The following is a 19,633-nucleotide window of genomic DNA, read 5'->3' as shown; positions in this document are numbered from 1 at the left end:
AAGAGCAGCTGGGCAGGAATCAGTAGGCGTGCAGCTCGGCGCCCGCGCCGAAGGCGGGCAGGCCGAAGCCGCTGTCGGGGGTGTCGATGTCGGCCAGCTGGTGCGCGGCCAGCCGGGCCAGCGCCGGCGTGGCCGGGGCATCCACCGGCTCGCGGCGGTCCAGCCACACGGCCTCGCGCACCACGGCGCCGAGGAAGCTGTCGGCACAGCTGGCCAGCCGCTCGGCGATGCGCTGGGCCGCCTTGGGCGTGCCCGTCATGCCGGTCAGCAGGTCGAAGGTCATCAGGCCGCTGCGCTGGGCCAGCAGCTTCATCGAGGCGTAGGCGTCGGTCAGGCTGGCCGGGTCCAGCGTGGTCACGAGCACCGGGCGCACCTCGCGGCGGCCCAGCAGGCGCACCAGGTCACGCGCATTGGCGTGCAGCAGGATCACGTCGGCCTCGGTGGCGGCGGCTTCCACCGCGCCCAGCCAGGCCTCGCAGGAGCCGCGGCTGTTCACGTGGCGCAGCGGCAGGCCGCGCGCAGCCAGGTAGGACATGCCGGTGCCCAGCGGCTCGATGGCGGCGGCGAGGTCCACTTCCGCCAGCGCGTTGGCGCGCGGCGCGCTGTCCGCCGCGTCCACCACCAGCGTGCGCGCGCCCAGCTCGATGAAGGCGCCGGCCAGGCGCTCCAGCAGCACCGGCGTGCCCTCGGCGTGGGCGTTGAAGGCCACCGGCACCAGGCGCTGGCGGCGGCCGGCGGCGAACAGCCGGCGCAGGCCGTCGGCCTGGTCGACCGGGGCCGCGGCGGGGCTGGCGTCGGTGGTGAAGGGGGGCAGGGGGCGCATCACGGTGTCCGGTGCAGGCGGTGCGGGCGGGTCAGATGTGCAGCGAGCCGGCGTGGGCGCGGCCGCCGCGCGGCGTGGCGGAGAACACCAGCTGCACGTCGTCGTTGTCCAGGCGCCAGGTGGGCGTGGTGGTGGCACGCACGGCGCGCTGCACCAGGGCGTTGGCCGACAGGCGGTGCCAGTCCTCCGGCACGCGCTGGCCGTTGGCCACGCCGACGATCTTCAGCTTGTGGCGGATGACGGCGTCCAGCGCCGGGGCCAGCTTCACCGCCTCGTCGATCTTGGACAGGATCACGCCGCGGCAGGTGCTGGCGCGCCAGCTGGAGATCACCTCGTCGATGGTCTCGCCCTGGGCGGCGGCGTCGATGACCAGCAGGCGCTGGATCGAGCGGTGTGACAGCATCTCCAGCAGCTCGCGGGTGCGGCTGTCGCGCTGGGCCATGCCGGCGGTGTCGATGAGCACCATCTTCTTGCCGGAGAGCAGCTCCAGCAGGTCCTCCAGCGAGGCGCGGTCGTGCGCGGTGTGCACCGGCACGCCGAGGATGCGGCCGTAGGTGCGCAGCTGCTCCTGGGCGCCCACGCGGTAGGCGTCCAGCGTGATGAGGCCCAGGTTGCCCGCGCCGTACTGGGTGGCGAAGGCCGCGGCCAGCTTGGCGGTGCTGGTGGTCTTGCCCACGCCGGTGGAGCCCACCAGCGCGAACACGCCACCTTGTTCTTCGAGCGCCGGCTCGTGGTCGGCGGTCTGCAGGTTGCGCTCCAGCACGCTGTGCGCCCACACCATCTCGTCGGCGGCGGTGGCCGGCAGGGCCTCGACCAGCTTGCGGATCAGGCCGGGCGAGAAGCCGGCGTCCAGCAGCTTCTGGGCGAGCTGGGCCTGGCGCGGCTGGCGCTGCAGCTTCTCCATGAAGGCCAGGGCACCGAAGCGCTCCTCGATCAGGCCCTTCATCGAGCGCAGTTCGTTGATCATGTCCTGCTGCTCGCGGCGCGCGGCGGCGGGCATGTCGTCCAGCGCCACCGGCGCGGCGCCCAGGCCGGCGAAGGACGGGGCGGCGTCGCGCTCGGTGTCGGCCGCGCGCGGCATCGGGCGGCGGGCGGGCTCGGCGCGCGGGGCGGCGGCCGGGGCAGCCATCGCCGGCATGGCGGGCATCTGGTCCTCGGTGCCACCCAGCGCCGCCTGGCGGCGCTTGAGCATGCGCTCGCGCACGTAGTCCTGGAACGACAGGGTGCTCATGGCCATCTGCTCGACGTCCTGGTGCACCTCCTCGGCCACCGGCGCGCGGCGCGTGCCGGCGGGGGCGGGCTGCGAGTTCTGCCGCTCGACGCGCGCCGACAGGCTCTCCCGGCCGGTGCGGCCGGCGGGCGCGGCGGCCGCCGCGCGCGGGGCGTCGGTGGCGACCTGTTCGATGTGGGCCATCGCGTCCGGCGCCATGGCCAGCACCTCGACGCCTTCAGGCGCGGGCTTGGTGGACAGCACCACGGCGTCGTCACCGAAGGCCTGGCGGACCAGGGCGAAGGCTTCGCGGGAAGTCCGGGCGGTAAAGCGCTTCACGTTCACGACGTTGCTCCAATGATCGAGCCGATCCGGATCGAATGGGTCTCAGGGATCTCGCTGTGGGCGAGCACCTTCAGGCGGGGGGCGGCGCGCTTGAGCAGGCGCGCCAGCGGGGCGCGCAGGCTGTCGGGCACCAGCAGGCAGGCGGGCACGCCCAGGTTCTCCTGCTTGCGCACGCTGTCGGCGGCCTGGCGGGTGAGCGCCTCGGCGACGCCCGGGTCCAGCACCGCGCCGTGCGGCGAGTTCAGGGCCTGGTTGACCATGCGCTCCAGCTCGGGCTCCAGCGCGATCACGTCCAGCTCCTTGGCCGGGCCGTAGATCTGCTGCACGATGGCCGGGGCCAGCTGGATGCGGATGCGGCGGGCCAGCTCGGCCGGGTCGGTGACCACCGCGGCATGCTCGGCCAGGCACTCGATGATCGAGCGGTAGTCGCGGATGTGCACGCCTTCGTCCAGCAGCAGCTGCAGGACCTTCTGGAGCGTCGCGATACCGACCATCTTGGGAACCACGTCTTCGATCAGCTTGGGGGCCAGCTTCGTCACATGCTCGACCAGCGCCTGGGTCTCGACACGGCCCAGCAGCCTGGCGGCATTCACCTGCATCAAGTGTGAGAGGTGGGTGGCCACGACGGTCGAGCAATCAACCACCGTAAATCCGCTCATTTGGGCCTGCTCCTTGTGGCGCTCGTCGATCCACACGGCAGGCAGGCCGAAGGCCGGGTCGGTGGTCTTGGTGCCGGGCAGCTGCGGCACGGTGCCGGCCGGGTTGATGGCCAGGTGCATGCCGGGGAACGCCTCGCCCTCGCCGATCACCGCGCCGCGCAGCGTCACGCGGTAGACGCTGGGCTTGAGGTCCAGGTTGTCGCGGATGTGCACGGACGGCGGCAGGAAGCCCACCTCCTGGGCGAACTTCTTGCGGATGCCCTTGATGCGCGCCAGCAGGTCGCCCTTGCGCTCCTTGTCGACCAGCGCGATGAGCCGGTAGCCCACTTCCAGGCCCAGCGTGTCCACCGGCTGCAGGTCGTCCCAGGTGGCTTCGGCGTTGGCGGCCGGGGCGGCTTGCGTGGTGTCGGTCTTGGGTGCAGCCGCCTCGCGCCTGGCGCGCTGGGTCAGCCACCAGGCGTAGTAGCCGATCGCGCCGGCCATGAGCAGGAAGACCAGGTTCGGCATGCCCGGGATCAGGCCCAGCATGCCGATGATGCCGGCCGTCAGGCCCAGCGCCCGGGGCGAGCTGAACATCTGGCTGCGGATCTGGTGGCCGATGTCGTGCTCGGAGCCCACGCGCGACACCACCATGGCCGCGGCCACCGAGATGAGCAGGCCGGGAATCTGCGCGACGAGCGCATCGCCCACCGCGAGCAGCACGTAGGTGCTGGCTGCATCGCTGGCGGACAGCCCGTGCTGGGCCACGCCGATGATGAAGCCGCCCACCACGTTGATGATGAGGATGAGGATGGCGGCGATGGCGTCGCCGCGCACGAACTTGGACGCACCGTCCATGGAGCCGAAGAAGTCGGCCTCCTCGCCCACCTCGGCGCGGCGGCGCTTGGCCTCGGCCTCGTCGATCAGGCCGGCGTTCAGGTCGGCGTCGATGGCCATCTGCTTGCCGGGCATGGCGTCCAGCGTGAAGCGTGCCCCGACCTCGGCGATGCGCTCGGCGCCCTTGGTCACCACGATGAAGTTGATGACCACCAGGATGGCGAAGACGATCAGGCCGACGGCGAAGTTGCCGCCGATCAGGAAGTGGCCGAAGGCCTCGATCACCTTGCCCGCGGCGCCCGGGCCGGTGTGGCCCTCGATCAGCACCACGCGGGTGGAGGCCACGTTCAGCGACAGGCGCAGCAGCGTGGTGACCAGCAGCACCGTGGGGAAGGCCGCGAAGTCCAGCGGCTTGATCATGTTGGCCGCCACCAGCATGACCATCAGCGACATCGCGATGTTGAAGGTGAACAGCAGGTCCAGCGCGAAGGCCGGCAGCGGCAGCACCATCATCGCCAGGATGAGCACGATGAACACCGGGGCCATCAGGGCCTTGACCATCGCGGCGTTCTGGCCACCGAACCAGGACTGGAGCTGCAGGGCGAGGGGGTTCACGGCAGGCGGAAGGTGAGTGCGGACGGACGGGGGGCGGGTGTCAGGATGTTGCCGGCCGGCCCGGAAAACTTGAGCCGGAAAAGCGGGGGGAAACCGTCCGTCATCCCGCCGCCGGGCGGCCGGGCGGGTGGGCCGCCGGGCCGGCGCGTGGCGGATGTCACGCCGTCCGGCAGGGGAGGGTGGTCACGAGACGGTCAAGGCCGGGGCCTACGCTGCCGGCCATTCCACGACCCCCGCAGGCGCCCCCATGGGACGCCCCAAGCAGACCCCGCCCGCCCGCCCCGCCGCCGACGCCACCGCCCGCCGCGCCACGGGCCTGACCAGCCGGCGCGGCTTCTTCGCCCGCTCGGGCGCTGCCACCGTGGCCCTGGCGGCCGCCGGCCCGCTGGCCCCGCTGGCCGCCGGCGCCGCGCCGCGCGGGCTGTTCCAGCACGGCGTGGCCAGCGGCGACCCGCTGGCCGACCGCGTGATCCTCTGGACCCGCGTGACGCCGCAGGTGGCCAAGGACAGGCTGCGCGTGGACTGGCGGGTGGCCCGCGATCCCGAACTGGTGGATGCGGTGCAGGGCGGCAGCGTGGTGACCGATGCCGCGCAGGACTGGACGGTGAAGGTGGACCCGGCCGGCCTGCAACCCGGTACCACGTACTACTACCGCTTCAGCGTGGGCGGCGTGCACTCGCCGGTGGGCCGCACCCGCACGCTGCCGGTGGGCGCGCTGGACCACCTGCGCCTGGCGGTGGTGAGCTGCTCCAACTTCGCGGCCGGCTACTTCAACGCCTACCGCCGCATCGCCGAGCGCGCCGACCTGGACGCGGTGGTGCACCTGGGCGACTACCTCTACGAGTACGCCGACGGCCAGTACGGCAGCACCCGGCCCTGCGAGCCGCCGCACGAGATCGTGACGCTCGACGACTACCGCCGCCGCCATGCCCAGTACAAGGGCGACCCCGACTCGCAGGAGATGCTGCGCCAGCACCCGCTGATCGCCATCTGGGACGACCACGAGACGGCCAACAACGCCTGGGTGGCGGGCGCCGAGAACCACCAGCCCGACGGCGAAGGCGCCTGGCCGGCGCGCGTGGCGGCCGCCCTGCAGGCCTACCACGAGTGGATGCCCGTGCGCCCGGTGAAGAAGGACCTGCGGCGCGACAACCACCGCTATGCCTTCGGCGACCTGGTGGACCTGTTCACGCTGGAGGAGCGGCTCACCGGCCGCAGCGAGCAGCTCACCGCCGACATCCCGACCCCGTTCGGCATGGCCTTCGCCCAGGCGGGCGAGTACCTCGACCCGGCGCGCAGCATCCTGGGGGCACCCGGCGAGCAGTGGATCACCGGCCAGCTGCGCAAGTCGACCGCGCGCTGGAAGCTGCTGGGCCAGGGCGTGATGTTCGCGCAGCTCAAGGCGGTGGGCGCGCCCAATGCGCAGGGTGGGGGCCTGTTCCTCAACCCCGACCAGTGGGACGGCTACCAGCCCGCGCGCAATCGGCTCTACGACGTCATCCAGGGCAGCGACGGCCGCGGGCCGGTGCGCAACGTGGTGGTGCTCACGGGCGACATCCACAGCGCGTGGGCGGCGGACCTGACCCGCGACCCCAACAACCCCGACGTGCGCGGCGGCGGCTACGACCCCGCCACGGGCGAGGGCGCGCTGGCGGTGGAGTTCGTCGCCACCTCGGTGTCGTCGCCGGGCCTGGACGACCCGGGCGACACCCTGGCCACCTACCTGCGCAGCCAGAACCCGCACTTCAGGTACATCGACCTGAACCGCCGCGGCTACCTCGTCATCGACGCCACGCCCGAGCGCCTGGTGGGCGAGTACTGGCAGCTGGAGACGGTGGCGGCACCCGACGGCCGCCAGACCCTGGCCGCCGCGTTCGCCGTGCACGACGGCGCGGCGCACCTGGTGCCATCGCCGGGCGCGGCCTCGCGCCGCCGCCGCGCCCGCCTGGCGCCCTGAGGCGCCCGGCACGGCGGCCGGTCAGTGCGCGGCCGGCCGCCGGCCCGGGCGGGCGAAGCGTGGCGAGTGCGGGTCGAGTTCGTCGGGCACCTGCACCCGCGGATCGGCCACCGCGCCGGCCGGTGCCTTGCGCAGGGCGTACACCCAGGCCAGCACCTGCGCCACGGCGGCGAACAAGGCGGCCGGGACCTCCTGGTCCACCTCGCAGTGGGCGTGCAGGGCGCGCGCCAGGGGCGGCGCCTGCAGCACCGGCACGCGCGCCTCGCGGGCGATGTCGCGGATCTTCAGCGCCAGCAGGTCGGTGCCCTTGGCCACCACCCGCGGCGCGCCCATCTTGCCCTCGTCGTACTTCAGGGCCACGGCGTAGTGGGTGGGGTTCATCACCACCAGGTCGGCCTGCGGCACGGCGGCCAGCATGCGGCGCCGCGCGATCTCGCGCATCTTCGCCTTGATCTTGCCCTTGACCTCGACGTTGCCCTCGGCCTCCTTGTGTTCCTGCTTGACTTCCTCGACCGTCATCTTCAGCCGCTCCAGCCACAGCCAGCGCTGCAGCGGCACGTCGATCAGGGCCCAGGCGCCCACCACGACCATCATCAGCCCGAAGCCGGAGGCGATGGTGGCGGCCAGTGTGGCGATGCCCTCGGGCAGCGGCATGGCCAGCAGCTGGGTGAGGCCCTGCCACTGTGACTTGAGGTAGACCGCGCCCACCACGCCCACCAGCAGCGCCAGCACCGACATCTTCAGCAGGTCGATCAGGTGCTGCTTGGCGAACAGGCGGCCCAGGCCGGTGATGGGGTTGAAGCGGTTCAGGTCCGGCTGCATGGACTTGAAGCTCACGTTCCAGCCGCCGGAGAGCAGGGCGGCCATCAGCGCGGCCGCGGCCATCAGCAGCCCCATGGGCACGATGACCAGCAGCGCCTGGCCCACCAGGCGCGACAGCGTCTCGCCCATGGCGGCGGGGTCGGCCACCATGCGGTGGTCGAAGCGCAGGCCGTTGCCCAGCAGCTGCTGCATCCAGCCCGACAGCGGCCGCGCGCCCAGCATCAGCAGCACGCCGGCCGTGCCCAGCACGGCGAAGTGGCCCAGGTCCCGCGAGCGCGGGACCTGCCCGTCCTCGCGGGCACGCGCCTTCTTCTTCGCTGAGGCGGGTAGGTTGCGGTCCTGGGCGGAATCGGCCATGGTGCCGGGCATGTTGCCCGCTCACCCCGCCGGGCGGTGCCTGGAAAAGCCGGGTGGGGCCCGGCTTCTTCGGCCCGCCGTCAGGCCAGGGGGTAGGTGCCCGGCAGCAGGATGCTGCGGTCCACGTCGTCGATGCGGGTGCGGCCGCAGAACGCCATGGTCAGGTCCAGCTCCTTGTGGATGAGCTGCAGGGCGGTCATCACGCCCGCCTCGCCCATCGCGCCCAGGCCGTAGAGGAAGGCGCGGCCGATCAGCGTGCCGCGGGCGCCCAGCGCGCGGGCCTTCAGCACGTCCTGGCCCGAGCGGATGCCGCCGTCCATCCACACCTCGATGTCCTGGCCCACCGCCTCGGCGATGGCCGGCAGGGCGGCGATGGACGAGGGCGCGCCGTCGAGCTGGCGGCCGCCGTGGTTGCTGACGATGAGCGCGTCGGCGCCGCTGTCGGCCGCGAGGCGGGCGTCCTGCGCGTCCATCACGCCCTTGAGGATGAGCTTGCCGCCCCAGCGCTTCTTGATCCACTCCACGTCGGCCCAGCTCAGGGCCGGGTCGAACTGCTCGTGCGTCCAGGCCGACAGGCTGGACAGGTCGCCCACGCCCTTGGCATGGCCCACGATGTTGCCGAAGCTGCGGCGTTTCGTGCCCAGCATGCCCAGGCACCAGCGCGGCTTGGTGGCCAGGTTGACGAGGTTGGCCAGCGTGGGCTTGGGCGGCGCCGACAGGCCGTTCTTGATGTCCTTGTGGCGCTGGCCCAGGATCTGCAGGTCCAGCGTGAGCATCAGCGCCGAGCACTTCGCGGCCTTGGCGCGGTCGATCAGGCGCTCGATGAAGTCGCGGTCGCGCATCACGTACAGCTGGAACCAGAAGGGCTTGGCCGTGTGCGCCGCCACGTCCTCGATGGAGCAGATGCTCATGGTGGACAGGGTGAAGGGCACGCCGAACTTCTCCGCCGCGCGCGCGGCCAGGATCTCGCCGTCGGCGTGCTGCATGCCCGTCAGCCCGGTGGGCGCGATGGCTACCGGCATGGCCACCTGCTCGCCCACCATGGTGGTGGCCGTGCTGCGGCCCTCCATGTTCACCGCCACGCGCTGGCGCAGCTTGATGGCGGCGAAATCACTCTCGTTCGCGCGGTAGGTGCTCTCCGTCCACGAGCCGGAATCGGCGTAGTCGTAGAACATGCGCGGCACGCGGGCCTGGGCCAGGCGGCGCAGGTCCTCGATGCTGGTGATGACGGTCATGGGCGGTCTTTCGCGGAGTGGCTTCTGGGGACTGGCCGACGATGCTAGGGGCGGGCACGGCCGCCCAGGCGGAGAAATACTCAGGCCAGGGCGGAAGTGTCGTCCGGCGGTGTCATGCCACAGCGGACAGGTCGTCCGCTGGGGGCACCAGCCCGGCCAGAGCGCGGCCCTCGGCGGCGGCCGCGGCACCGGCATCGCGCAGCCAGGCGGCGCAGGCGTCGGCGGCGGCGCCGGCCCCGGGCGACAGCACCAGGTGGTAGGCGGTGGGGGCGGGCACCGACGGCGTGCGACCGGGGCCCAGCGCGGGCACCAGCTCGCCGGTCGACAGCATCTGCCGCGCCAGTGCCGGCCGGGCGAGGGCCACGCCCTGCGCGGTGCGTGCGGCCTCCAGCACCAGGCCCAGGTCCACCAGGCGCGGGCCGCTGTCGGGCTCGGCGGCGTCCAGGCCCTGGGCCCGCAGCCAGGGCGACCATGGGTCCACCGGCGTGCGCAGCAGCGGCAGCGCCAGCAGCTCGGCCGGGTGGCGGGGTGGGCGGGGCGCCTGCGCGAGCAGGCCGGGGTGGGCCAGCGGCAGGAGGTCGTCGCACCACAGCGGCGCCATGCCCGGCTCGCCGAGCGGCCCGTGGCGCACGGCGATCTCGGCCTCCGCGCCCGCCAGGTCGAGGAAGGGCACGGACAGCACCACCTCCAGCTCGATGCCGGGGTGGGCGCGGGTGAAGGCGGGCAGGGCCGGCACCAGCACCTGGCGCGCGAAGGTGGGCGGCGCGGTGATGCGCAGCCGCGTGCGGCGCTGGCTGGCCCGCTGGTGCAGCGGAATGGCCGCCAGCTGGTCCAGCGCCTGGCGCACGGCGGGCAGGTATTCCTTGCCGGCCGGTGACAGGGCCAGCGCCTTGGCGCCGCGCTGGAACAGGGCGACGCCCAGCCGCTCCTCCAGCGCCCCGATGCGCTTGCCCACCGCACTGGCGGTCACGGCCAGCTCGTCGGCCGCGCGCTCGAAGGTGCCCAGCCGCGCCGCGGCCTCGAAGGCGAGCAGGGCGTCGAGCGAGGGCAGGCGCAGGTCGGCGGGTGGCGGCATGGCGGCCACTCTAGCGGGTTGCCGCCGCGAGGTCTTCGACGGGCGCAGGCCGAGGGGCACACCGATCCGTTCGCCCTGAGCTTGTCGAAGGGCTGGAGCGGGTGGGGCCTTCGACAGGCTCAGGCCGAACGGGCCCGCTCATCCGTTCGCCCCGAGCTTGTCGAAGGGCTCGGCAAAGAGAGCCTTCGACAGGCTCAGGCCGAACGGGCCCGCTCATCCGTTCGCCCCGAGCTTGTCGAAGGGCTCGGCAAAGAGAGCCTTCGACAGGCTCAGGCCGGACGGGCCTGCTCATCCGTTCGCCCTGAGCTTGTCGAAGGGCCGGGGCGAGGGAGGGCCTTCGACAGGCTCGGGCCGAACGGGCCCGCTCATCCGTTCGCCCTGAGCTTGTCGAAGGGCCGGGGCGAGGGAGGGCCTTCGACAGGCTCAGGCCGAACGGGCCCGCTCATCCGTTCGCCCCGAGCTTGTCGAAGGGCTCGGCAAAGAGAGCCTTCGACAGGCTGAGGCCGAACGGGCCCGCTCATCCGTTCGCCCCGAGCTTGTCGAAGGGCCCGGCAAAGAGAGCCTTCGACAGGCTCAGGCCGAACGGGCCTGCTCATCCGTTCGCCCTGAGCTTGTCGAAGGGCCGGGGCAATGAGGGCCTTCGACAGGCTCAGGCCGAACGGCGCTCCGCTCAGCCGGGCGCTCTGAGCTTGTCCAAGGGCCGGGGCCTACACGGGCTCTGGACAGGCTCAGGCGGCCGTGTGCTCCGGCGCCGCGGGCGAACAGCTGGCGCCGCCGCAGCCGGTGATGGACTCGGCGGCCACCGTGCGGCGGCATGCGCCCGTGGCGGGGTCGAAGCCGAGCTGGTCCAGGTGGGTGGCGAGCGCCGCGTCCATGGTCTGGGCGTGTACGCGGAACCAGGCCGCCAGCTCGGGCATCACACGGCCCAGAGGGCCGAAGTCCTGCTGTTCGCGTGCGAGACGGGCCACCTCCTGCATGATCTGCAGCACCTGCGCATGCTGGGTGCCGTGGCAGTTGCCGCTGGCGAAGCCGGTGGCGGCCATCCAGCGGTCCTCCTGGCCGAAGTGCGCCACGGTGTGGGCCACCAGCGCCTCGTAGGCCTGCAGGCCGGCCTCGGGCGAGGCCGCCAGGGCGTGCTCGGTGGCGGCCAGCAGCTCCACGAACTCCTGGTGGGTGGTGTCCATCTGCGGGTGGTCGAGCGCGAGTTCGGCGGACCAGGTGAGGCTGGGCATGGCGGTCGGGGCGCCCCAGGGCGCCGGCTGGCAAGGGATGGCGCCGATTGTCCCGCGCCGGGCCGCCGCCGCGCGGCCCGCGGCCGGGCGCCTTGCGCTGGCTCAAGCCCGGCCGGCGCGGCCGCCGGAGCGGCCGGATCGCCAGGATCGGCACAATGGCCCCGATGCGCCCATCCGCCCCTGCCGACGACGAGCCCGAATCCGGCGTGTCCCGCTCGCGCTGGATGCGCCCCGTCTGGTTGGTGGCCGGCGGCATGGCGCTGGTGCTGGGCCTGGTGGGCGTGGCGTTGCCGCTGCTGCCCACCACGCCGTTCATCCTGCTGGCGGCGTTCTGCTTCGCGCGCGGCAGCCGGCGCTGGGAGCACTGGCTGCTGCACCACCCGCGCTGGGGCCCCATGGTGCGCAACTGGCGCGACCACCATGCGGTGCCGCTGGGCGCCAAGCGCCTGGCCACGGTGATGATGGCCGGCAGCAGCGCCTGGGCCGCGTGGACGATCTCGTCCGGCTGGCGCTGGGTGCCGGCGCTGTGTTGTGCCGCGGTGGCGGCGTGGCTGTGGCGGCTACCCTCGCGCTGATCGCCGGGCGCCGGGCGCCGGGCGCCGAGCGCCCGTTCACCGCGCCGTCACGGCACGTTGACGATCTCGCGGTGCAGGGGCGCCAGCGTCGCCAGCAGGCGGTTCTGCACGGTGAAGGGCAGGCCGCGTGCGTCCAGCGTCTGCTGCAGCACCTCCACCAGCGCGTTGAACGCCGCGCGGTCGATGTCCAGGCCGCTGTGGGCCTTCTTCATGTCGGGGCCGTCGTAGACGCAGGGCCCGCCGGCCACCTGGCAGAACTGGGCGGCCAGGCCCTTGCGCAGCTGCGGCAGGTCGGCGTCGGCGAAGAACGGCTTCATGCGCGTGTCGGCCAGCAGCCGCTGCACGAAGTCGTCCACCAGGGCCGCCACGCCGGGCTGGGCACCCAGCTGCTGGTAGAGGCGGTCGTCGGCCGGGGCGGGGGCGGCCACGGCGCACAGCGGGAGGGCCAGCAGGACGCTCGCGCCCAGGTGGCGCAGGACGGGCAGCGGCATGTCAGACCCCGAGTTGCAGCGAGAGATAGGCGCCGGTCTGGCGGCGGGGCACCACGGCGGGCACGATGGCGCCCAGGTCGACCCAGGCCAGGGTGACCGACAGGTGCTTGGTGGGCGCCCAGGCCACGAAGACGTCGGCCCAGTCGTCCTCCTTCAGGCCGGCGCCCAGCGCGGAAGGGTTCAGGTTGTCGGGCTTGGCGCGGTACTCCAGGCCCAGCGCCAGGTCCTTGCGCAGCAGCCACGCGAGCGAGACCTCCGGCTGCAGGCGCCAGCCGTCGTGCGCCGTGCCGCCGAAGCCCAGCAGGCCGTTCTGGTTGGCCCGCGTCAGGCGCAGCGTGCCATTGGCCAGCAGGCCCTGCGCCAGCAGCAGCTTGGTGGCGCTGAGGTACAGGTCCACGCCCCCCGTGTCGGCGCCCAGCGCGCGCAGGGTGGGCGCCAGGCCACCCGCGTCGGTGCGCTTGGCCAGCGCGCCCAGGGCGAGCTGGGGCATCCAGGTGTCGCTGTCGAGCACGGCCTCGCCGGCGACACGCCATTTCAGGCCGAGGATGTCCTGCTTCAGGCGCAGGCCGGGCAGGCCCAGCGCGGCACCGGTGGGGCCGGTGGCGAAATCCTGGTGCGCCAGGGACAGCTCCACCCGGTCGTCCAGGCCCACCGTGATGCCGGCGGTGTTCAGGGCGTAGTCGGGCGTCACCACCCGCGTGAGGTGCGTGGTGGCACCCACCTCGCCGGCGGTGGCGTGGCTGCCGATCACCGCCCAGGGGGTGAGCCCGCCACCGGCCGCGCCGTCGATGCTGCTCACGCCGCCCGTGAGCCGCAGCTTGCCCTGGCCGGGCCGCAGGCCGGCGGTGGCCTGGGCGGCGGCGGATGAACACACGGTGCAGGCCACCAGGGTGGCCAGGGCGGCGCGGGAGGACAGGGGCATGGTGGCGTGGCGGCGTGGCCAGCAGGCGACGGATGACCTCGGGATGTCGGCGCCGCGGGCACGCCACTGCAGCGCGCGCGGCCGCCTGGCGTGACAGGTGTCACGACGACGGGGTTCCGTCGGCTTCGGGCGTGTCGGGGCCGAACAGCGGCAGGTCATAGGACGCCCGCGGCTCCTGCGCCGCGGGCGGCACCGCGGGCGAGGCGCCACGGCGGCGCGACGCCCGCTGGTCGGCCAGCTCCGCCGCGCGCTGCTGGCGCGCCGCCCACTCGCCAGGCGTCATGAGCTTGCTGGCGCGCACGCCCAGCAGGCGCAGGCGCCGGCTCAGGTCCACGCGCTTGAGGCATTCGCCGGCGGCGCGGCGGATGACGGCCGCGTCGGCGGTGGGCTCGGGCAGCGTCAGGTCGCGCGTGGCGGTCTTGAAGTCGTCGAAGCGCAGCTTGATGCCGATGGTCTGGCCCAGCACGCCCTTGCGGGCGAGATCGGCCGCCAGGCGCTCGCACAGCCCGGTGAAGATGCCGCCCAGCTGGGCGCGGTCGCGCACGGCGTGCAGGTCGCGGTCGAAGGTGGTCTCGTTGCTCACCGAGACCGGCTCGCTGTGGGTGGACAGCGGCCGGTCGTCGCGGCCCCAGGCGGCGTCGTTCAGCCAGCCGCCGTAGCTGCGGCCGAAGTGCTCGATGAGCCAGGCGCGCTCGCAGCGGGCGATGTCGCCTACCGTGTGCACGCCCAGCGCCGCCAGCCGTGCGGCGGCCTTGGGCCCGATGCCGTTGACCTTGCGCGCGGCCAGCGGCCAGATGCGGGTGGGCAGGTCGTCCATGGTGAGCACCGTCAGGCCGTCGGGCTTGTCGAGCTCAGAGGCGAGCTTGGACAGCAGCTTGTTGGGCGTGACGCCGATCGAGCAGGTGAGGCCGCCGGTGGCCCGCTGGACGTTGTTCTTGATCTCCAGCGCGAGCGCCCGCACGCCGCCCAGCGGGTCGTGTCCCACCGCGTCCTGCGCGCCGGGCACCTCGGTGAGGTCGATGTAGATCTCGTCGATGCCGCGGTCCTCGATGACGGGCGCCACCTCCGCCACGGCGGCCTTGAACCGGCGCGAGTACGCGCGGTAGCGCTCGAAGTCCACGGGCAGCAGCACCGCGTCGGGCGCCAGGGCCGCGGCCTTCATGGTGCCCATGGCCGAGAAGACGCCCAGGTCACGGGCCTCGTAGGTGGAGGTGGTGACCACGCCCCGTCCCGCGTAGTCGCGCAGGCGCGAGAAGCGCCGCGTGCCGTCGGGCAGCTGCTCGGGCTGGTGGCGACGCCCGCCCCCGATGACCACCGGCAGCCCGCGCAGCTCGGGGTAACGCAGCAGCTCGACGGACGCATAGAAGGCGTCCATGTCGAGGTGGGCGATGAGGCGGCGGGGTGGGCGCACGGGAACAGGCGCGGCAGGAGGCTGTATGGATTATCAGTGGTGCGCGGGCGCGGGCGCCGCCTTCGGTGAAGCTGCTTGCGAATGGGCCAAATGCACATTTATACTGGCGGCGCGCCGAGTCATCGGTGCCTGCTTGCCCGACACCCGGCACGGTCGAGGGACAGCTGTCTCCCATCCAGCACCTCTTTCAAGGAACCCCCATGTCCTTCCTGCCTCTTCTTCACAGCGCGGACGCCGGGGCCGCGCGTCGTGTGCGCCCCTGGCGCCTGCCGCTCGCGGCCGGCCTGCTGGCCGCCCTGGCCGCCTGCGGCGGCGGCGGCGGCGACGCCACCGACCCGCCGGTGGCCGCCACCACCTCCTACACCGCCGGCGCCATCACCGGCTTCGGCTCCGTCATCGTCAACGGCGTGCGCTTCGACGACAGCGCCGCCACGGTGGAGGACGACGACGGCGTGCGCCACGGCGCCGACGACCTCCGGCTCGGCGTTCAGGTCGAGGTGGTCGCCTCGTCCATCGACCGTGTCGCCGGCACCGGCGTGGCCACGCTCATCCGCTTCGGCAGCGAGATCAAGGGGCCGGTGGAGTCCGTGGACGTCGCCGCCGGGCGGCTGACGGTGCTCGGGCAGGCGGTGATGGTCACCCCGCGCACGGTGTTCGACGACAGCCTGGCCGGCGGGCTGGCCGGCGTGGCGTTGGACGCGCTGGTGGAGGTGCACGGCCAGTACGACGCCGCACAAGCCGCCGTCGTGGCCACCCGCATCGAGGCCGAGGACAGCACCAGCGCCTACCGCCTGCGCGGCGAGCTGCAGGCGCTGGACACGGCCGCCCGCACGTTCCGCATCGGCGAGGCGCTGATCCGCTACGACGACGCCACGCGCCTGGACACCGCCCTGGCGAACGGCGCCCGCGTGAAGCTGCGCCTGCAGACCACGCCGGTGGACGGCGCCTGGCTGGCCACCCGCGTGCAGGGCGGCCGCAGCGGGCTGGACGACGGCGACCATGCCGAGGCCGAGGTCACGGGCCGGATCACCGCCTGGACCAGCGCCACGGCCTTCAGCGTGGACGGCCTGCACGTGGACGCCCGCAGCGCCACCTTCCGCGAGGGCCCGGCCGGCGTGGTGCTGGGTGCCCTGGTGGAGGTGGAGGGCCGCATCGAGAACGGCGTGCTCATCGCCTCCCAGGTGCACCTGGAGGACGAGGACGACGAGGACGAACACGAGCGCGGCGAGGACTACGAGCTGCACGGCACCGTCACGGGCCTGGACACGGCCGCCCGCCAGTTCAGCCTGCGCGGCTTGACCGTGCGCTACAGCGACGGCACGGTGTGGCGCGACCTGAGTGAAGCGCAGCTGGCCGACGGCCTGCAGGTGGAGGTCAAGGGCAACCTCTCCGCCGACGGCACGGTGCTGGAAGCGACGCGCGTGTCGGCCGAGGACGACTGAGCCGGCGCTCGGCGCATGCCGCGCCGAGCAGGTACCATGTGCGTGGGCGATGTGCACATTTGCGCGCCGCCCTGCTCGATCTTCGCCGCATGCCACCCACCGACGATCCCGCCCTGCCGCCCGACCAGCAAGCCGTGCTGGAAGCGGTGAACGCCTTGCTGGCGCCGCTGGCGCGGCTGGCGGTGGGCCGGGGTGTCCACTTCGGCGAGGTGGAGGAGCGGCTCAAGACCGCCTTCGTGCAGGCCGCCCGCGAGGCCAGCCCCGGCGGCCTGCCGCACCGGCAGGTCAGCCGCATCAGCACGGCCACCGGCATCAACCGGCGCGAGGTGACCCGGCTGGTCAACGCCCACCTGGAGCAGGCCCGCCCGCGGCGTTCGCTGGCGGGGGAGGTGTACGCGCACTGGCTCACCGACCCGCTGTACCGTGACGTGGCCGGCCTGCCCGCGGCGCTGCCCCGGCAGGGCCCGCGGCCCAGCTTCGAGACCCTGGCGCGCGAGGTGACCAGCGACGTGCACCCGCGCAGCCTGCTGGCCGAGATGGAACGCCTGGGCTACGCCACGCTCGACGCGCAGGGCGAGCAGGTGCTGCCCGTGCGCGATGCGCTGGTGCCCAAGGGCGACCTGCCGCGCGCGCTGCGCATCCTGGGCGCGAATGTCGGTGGCCACCTGGCCGGCGCGGTGGCCAACGTGCTGGGCGACGGCCGGCAGCATTTCGAGCAGGCCATCGTCGCCAGCGGCGTCCCGGCCGATGCGCTGCCAGCGGTGCGTCAGCTCATCGCGGCCCAATGGCGCCAGACCTTCGACAGCCTCGTGCCGGCGCTGGAACGCCTCATCGAGGCCGGCGATGCCCGCCCCCCGGCCGACGACACGCCGCCGCGCGAGCGGGTGCTGATCGGCCTGTACAGCTACCACCAGCCGGACCCGGCGGCTCCCCCCGAGCCGCCTGCCCCGGGAGACACCCGATGAGCCTGCGTCTTCGTCCCGCCCTGGCCGCCCTGGCGGCCGCCACCGCCTTGCTGCTGCACGCCTGTGGCGGCGGCGTGGAAGGCCAGGGCACCGGTTCGGTCAGCTACAGCGAAGGTCCCATCGGCGGCTTCGGCTCCATCATCGTCAACGGGGTGCGCTACGACGAGCGCAGCGCGCGCATCGTGGACGAGGACGGGGGCACGCTCACGTCGGCCGACCTGCGCCTGGGCATGACGGTGCGCGTGGACGGCGGCGCCATCGACCCGGTGAGCCTGAGCGCCGTGGCCACCGATGTGCAGGTGACGAGTGACCTGCGCGGCCGCGTCGCCGCCAAGGATGCGGTGGCGGGCACGCTCACCGTGCTGGGCCAGACCGTGCGGGTGACCGCGGCCACCGCGTTCGACGAGGCGCTCGCCGGCGGCCTGGGCGCCGTGGCGGTGGGCAGCACGGTCGAGGTGTACGCCATCCTCGACCCCGTGACGGGCGCCTACGCCGCCCAGCGCGTGGAGCCCGATCCGTCGCCGTCCGACTTCAAGCTGCGCGGGGTGGTGGCCGGGCTGGACCTGGCGGCGCGCATGCTGCGCATCGGCGGCGCCACCTTCACCTGGGCCCAGGGCGTGCAGCCCGCCGGCCTGGCCAATGGCCAGACCGTGCGCCTGACGCTGCAGACCGCCACCGACGCCCAGGGCCGCTGGGTGGTGACCCGCTTCGACGACGGCGTGGCGCTGCCGCCGGACGGCGCCGAGGTGGAGATCGAGAGCGTGGTCGCGAGCTACACCTCCCTGGCCAGCTTCACGGTGGCCGGCGTGCGCGTCGATGCCTCGGCGGCCCGGGTGGAACCCGCCGGCGCCACCGTGGCCGCCGGCGTGCGGGTGGAGGTGGAGGGCCACTACCGCGGCGGCGTGCTCGTGGCCGATCAAGTGGAGGTCAAAGGCTCCGGCGACGACGGCGGCGACGACGACGGCCGCGAGGTCGAGCTGCACGGCGCCATCAGCGGCCTGGACACGGTGGCACGCACCTTCGTGCTGCGCGGGCTGACGGTGGACTACGCCCAGGCCGATTTCAAGGACGGCACCGCGGCGGACCTGGCCAACGGCGTCGAGGTGGAGGTGCACGGCCGCCTGGACGGCAGCGGCACCGTGGTGGTCGCCGAGGAAATCGACTTCGAGGACTGAGGCCGGCCGGGGCTGCGGCCCCGGGCCGGGGCGCGTCAGGCCGCGGCGAGCCGCGCCAGGTGGCGCTCGATCTGCGCCCGCGCCTGCGCCGGCGCGGTGCCGCCCACCAGGTTGCGCGCGTTCAGCGAGCCGTCCAGGCTGAGCACGCCGAACACGTCCTCCGCCACGGCGGGGTGGAAGCCCTGCAGCGTGGCCAGCGGCAGCTCGGACAGGTCCACGCCCAGGCCCAGCGCGGCCTTCACCGCATGGGCCACCACCTCGTGCGCGTCGCGGAAGGGCAGGCCCTTCTTCACCAGGTAGTCGGCCAGGTCGGTGGCCGTGGCGTAGCCTCGGCTGGCGGCGGCGCGCATGGCCGCGGCCTTCACCTTCAGGCCGCCGCTGCGCTCGCCGGTGGCGGCGTCCACCTCGCCGCCCACCATCTCGGCCATGATGCGCAGCGTGTCCTTCACCGTGTCCACGGTGTCGAACAGCGGCTCCTTGTCTTCCTGGTTGTCCTTGTTGTAGGTGAGCGGCTGGCCCTTCATCAGGGTGATCAGGCCCATCAGGTGGCCCACCACGCGCCCGCTCTTGCCGCGGGCCAGCTCGGCCACGTCGGGGTTGCGCTTCTGCGGCATGATCGACGAGCCGGTGCAGTAGCGGTCGGAGAGGTCGATGAAGCCGAAGTTCTGGCTCATCCACAGCACGATCTCCTCGGCCAGGCGCGAGACGTGCACCATCACCAGCGTGGCGAAGGCGGTGAACTCGATGGCGAAGTCGCGGTCGCTCACGGCGTCCAGGCTGTTCTGGCACACGCCGTCGAAGCCCAGGCGCTCGGCCACCCAGTCGCGGTCCAGCGGGTAGCTGGTGCCGGCCAGCGCGGCCGATCCCAGCGGCAGGCGGTTCACGCGCTTGCGCACGTCGGCCAGGCGCTCGGCGTCGCGCGCGAACATCTCCACATACGCCAGCAGGTGGTGCGCGAAGCTCACCGGCTGCGCCACCTGCATGTGGGTGAAGCCGGGCATCACCGTCTCGGTGTGGTCGGCCGCCACCGCCAGCAGCGCGCGCTGCATGTCGGCCAGCAGCGGCGCGAGCGTGTCGATCTCGCTGCGCAGCCACAGCCGCACGTCGGTGGCGACCTGGTCGTTGCGCGAGCGGCCGGTGTGCAGCCGCTTGCCCGCGTCGCCCACCAGCTGCGTGAGGCGCGCCTCGATGTTCAGGTGCACGTCCTCCAGCTCGTCCTTCCAGACGAACTCGCCGCGCTCGATCTCGCCGCGGATCTGGGCCATGCCGCGCTCGATGTCGGCCAGGTCCTGCGCGCCGATGATGCCCTGGCGGGCCAGCATGGCGGCGTGGGCCAGGCTGCCGTCGATGTCCGCGCGCCACAGGCGCTTGTCGAAGAACACGCTGGCCGTGTAGCGCTTGACCAGCTCGCCCATGGGCTCGGAGAACAGGGCCGACCAGGCCTGGGATTTCTTGTCGAGTTGGTTGTTGCTCACGCGGGCCTCGGGGCAGTGGGGGCAGGTCAGG

16 protein-coding genes are annotated in these 19,633 nt (G+C 73.3%); 5 read left to right on the top strand and 11 right to left on the bottom strand.

Features of this window, described 5'->3' with window-relative positions; genetic code table 11:
- Window positions 1-19 precede the first annotated feature (19 nt).
- From ACE3UN_RS11945 to flhA, 3 genes are read right to left on the bottom strand one after another with little or no spacing between them, the layout of a single operon-like run.
- Window positions 20-823 (bottom strand): MinD/ParA family protein, encoded by an 804-nt coding sequence (locus ACE3UN_RS11945; RefSeq protein WP_374675170.1) that lies wholly within the window; start codon window positions 821-823, stop codon window positions 20-22.
- A gap of 31 nt (window positions 824-854) precedes the next feature.
- Window positions 855-2,372, bottom strand: a complete 1,518-nt coding sequence (flhF, locus tag ACE3UN_RS11940) for a flagellar biosynthesis protein FlhF (protein ID WP_374675169.1) — start codon at window positions 2,370-2,372, stop codon at window positions 855-857.
- A gap of 2 nt (window positions 2,373-2,374) precedes the next feature.
- On the bottom strand, window positions 2,375-4,414 hold the full coding sequence (flhA, locus tag ACE3UN_RS11935; RefSeq protein WP_374675185.1) for a flagellar biosynthesis protein FlhA: 2,040 nt from the start codon (window positions 4,412-4,414) through the stop codon (window positions 2,375-2,377).
- Between the two features lie 301 nt (window positions 4,415-4,715).
- Here flhA and ACE3UN_RS11930 point away from each other — a divergent pair, with 301 nt between their 5' ends.
- On the top strand, window positions 4,716-6,425 hold the full coding sequence (locus tag ACE3UN_RS11930) for an alkaline phosphatase (RefSeq protein WP_374675168.1): 1,710 nt from the start codon (window positions 4,716-4,718) through the stop codon (window positions 6,423-6,425).
- A gap of 21 nt (window positions 6,426-6,446) precedes the next feature.
- Here ACE3UN_RS11930 and flhB read toward each other — a convergent pair whose 3' ends face one another.
- From flhB to ACE3UN_RS11910, 4 genes are all read right to left on the bottom strand, one after another.
- Complete coding sequence (gene flhB / locus ACE3UN_RS11925) at window positions 6,447-7,604, bottom strand: flagellar biosynthesis protein FlhB (protein ID WP_374675167.1); 1,158 nt, start codon at window positions 7,602-7,604, stop codon at window positions 6,447-6,449.
- Between the two features lie 80 nt (window positions 7,605-7,684).
- Entirely contained in the window at window positions 7,685-8,839 is a 1,155-nt protein-coding gene (locus tag ACE3UN_RS11920) for an L-lactate dehydrogenase (protein WP_374675166.1), read from the bottom strand.
- 112 nt (window positions 8,840-8,951) lie between these two features.
- A complete protein-coding gene (locus ACE3UN_RS11915) occupies window positions 8,952-9,914 on the bottom strand; it encodes a LysR substrate-binding domain-containing protein (protein WP_374675165.1) in 963 nt (320 codons plus the stop codon).
- Between the two features lie 728 nt (window positions 9,915-10,642).
- Entirely contained in the window at window positions 10,643-11,146 is a 504-nt protein-coding gene (locus ACE3UN_RS11910; RefSeq protein WP_374675164.1) for a hemerythrin domain-containing protein, read from the bottom strand.
- A gap of 164 nt (window positions 11,147-11,310) precedes the next feature.
- On the opposite strand from ACE3UN_RS11910, the gene ACE3UN_RS11905 reads away from it, so the two are divergent.
- Window positions 11,311-11,721, top strand: a complete 411-nt coding sequence (locus tag ACE3UN_RS11905; RefSeq protein WP_374675163.1) for a YbaN family protein — start codon at window positions 11,311-11,313, stop codon at window positions 11,719-11,721.
- Between the two features lie 47 nt (window positions 11,722-11,768).
- On the opposite strand, the gene ACE3UN_RS11900 is transcribed toward ACE3UN_RS11905, so the two are convergent.
- The 3 genes from ACE3UN_RS11900 to ACE3UN_RS11890 all read right to left on the bottom strand — a co-directional run bounded on the left by ACE3UN_RS11900 (window position 11,769) and on the right by ACE3UN_RS11890 (window position 14,509).
- Window positions 11,769-12,212, bottom strand: coding sequence for a group 1 truncated hemoglobin (locus tag ACE3UN_RS11900; RefSeq protein WP_374675162.1), 444 nt, complete (start codon window positions 12,210-12,212; stop codon window positions 11,769-11,771).
- 1 nt (window position 12,213) lies between these two features.
- Window positions 12,214-13,134 (bottom strand): DUF3034 family protein, encoded by a 921-nt coding sequence (locus ACE3UN_RS11895; protein ID WP_374675161.1) that lies wholly within the window; start codon window positions 13,132-13,134, stop codon window positions 12,214-12,216.
- A 100-nt stretch (window positions 13,135-13,234) separates the two neighbouring features.
- The gene (locus tag ACE3UN_RS11890) at window positions 13,235-14,509 is read right to left on the bottom strand and encodes a DNA polymerase IV (protein WP_374675184.1); all 1,275 of its coding nucleotides are present in this window, start codon (window positions 14,507-14,509) and stop codon (window positions 13,235-13,237) included.
- A gap of 236 nt (window positions 14,510-14,745) precedes the next feature.
- On the opposite strand from ACE3UN_RS11890, the gene ACE3UN_RS11885 reads away from it, so the two are divergent.
- From ACE3UN_RS11885 to ACE3UN_RS11875, 3 genes are all read left to right on the top strand, one after another.
- Entirely contained in the window at window positions 14,746-15,987 is a 1,242-nt protein-coding gene (locus ACE3UN_RS11885; protein ID WP_374675160.1) for a DUF5666 domain-containing protein, read from the top strand.
- A gap of 89 nt (window positions 15,988-16,076) precedes the next feature.
- Window positions 16,077-16,952, top strand: coding sequence for a DUF6502 family protein (locus ACE3UN_RS11880; protein ID WP_374675159.1), 876 nt, complete (start codon window positions 16,077-16,079; stop codon window positions 16,950-16,952).
- A complete protein-coding gene (locus tag ACE3UN_RS11875; protein WP_374675158.1) occupies window positions 16,949-18,127 on the top strand; it encodes a DUF5666 domain-containing protein in 1,179 nt (392 codons plus the stop codon). The genes ACE3UN_RS11880 and ACE3UN_RS11875 overlap by 4 nt, the downstream gene beginning before the upstream one ends.
- Window positions 18,128-18,162: 35 nt before the next feature.
- On the opposite strand, the gene argH is transcribed toward ACE3UN_RS11875, so the two are convergent.
- Window positions 18,163-19,602, bottom strand: a complete 1,440-nt coding sequence (gene argH, locus ACE3UN_RS11870) for an argininosuccinate lyase (RefSeq protein ID WP_374675157.1) — start codon at window positions 19,600-19,602, stop codon at window positions 18,163-18,165.
- Window positions 19,603-19,633 lie beyond the last annotated feature (31 nt).

It is taken from the genome of Ideonella sp., from assembly GCF_041918995.1.
Classification (GTDB): Bacteria; Pseudomonadota; Gammaproteobacteria; order Burkholderiales; family Burkholderiaceae_C; genus Ideonella.
This window is presented reverse-complemented; position numbering and strand designations above follow the sequence as displayed.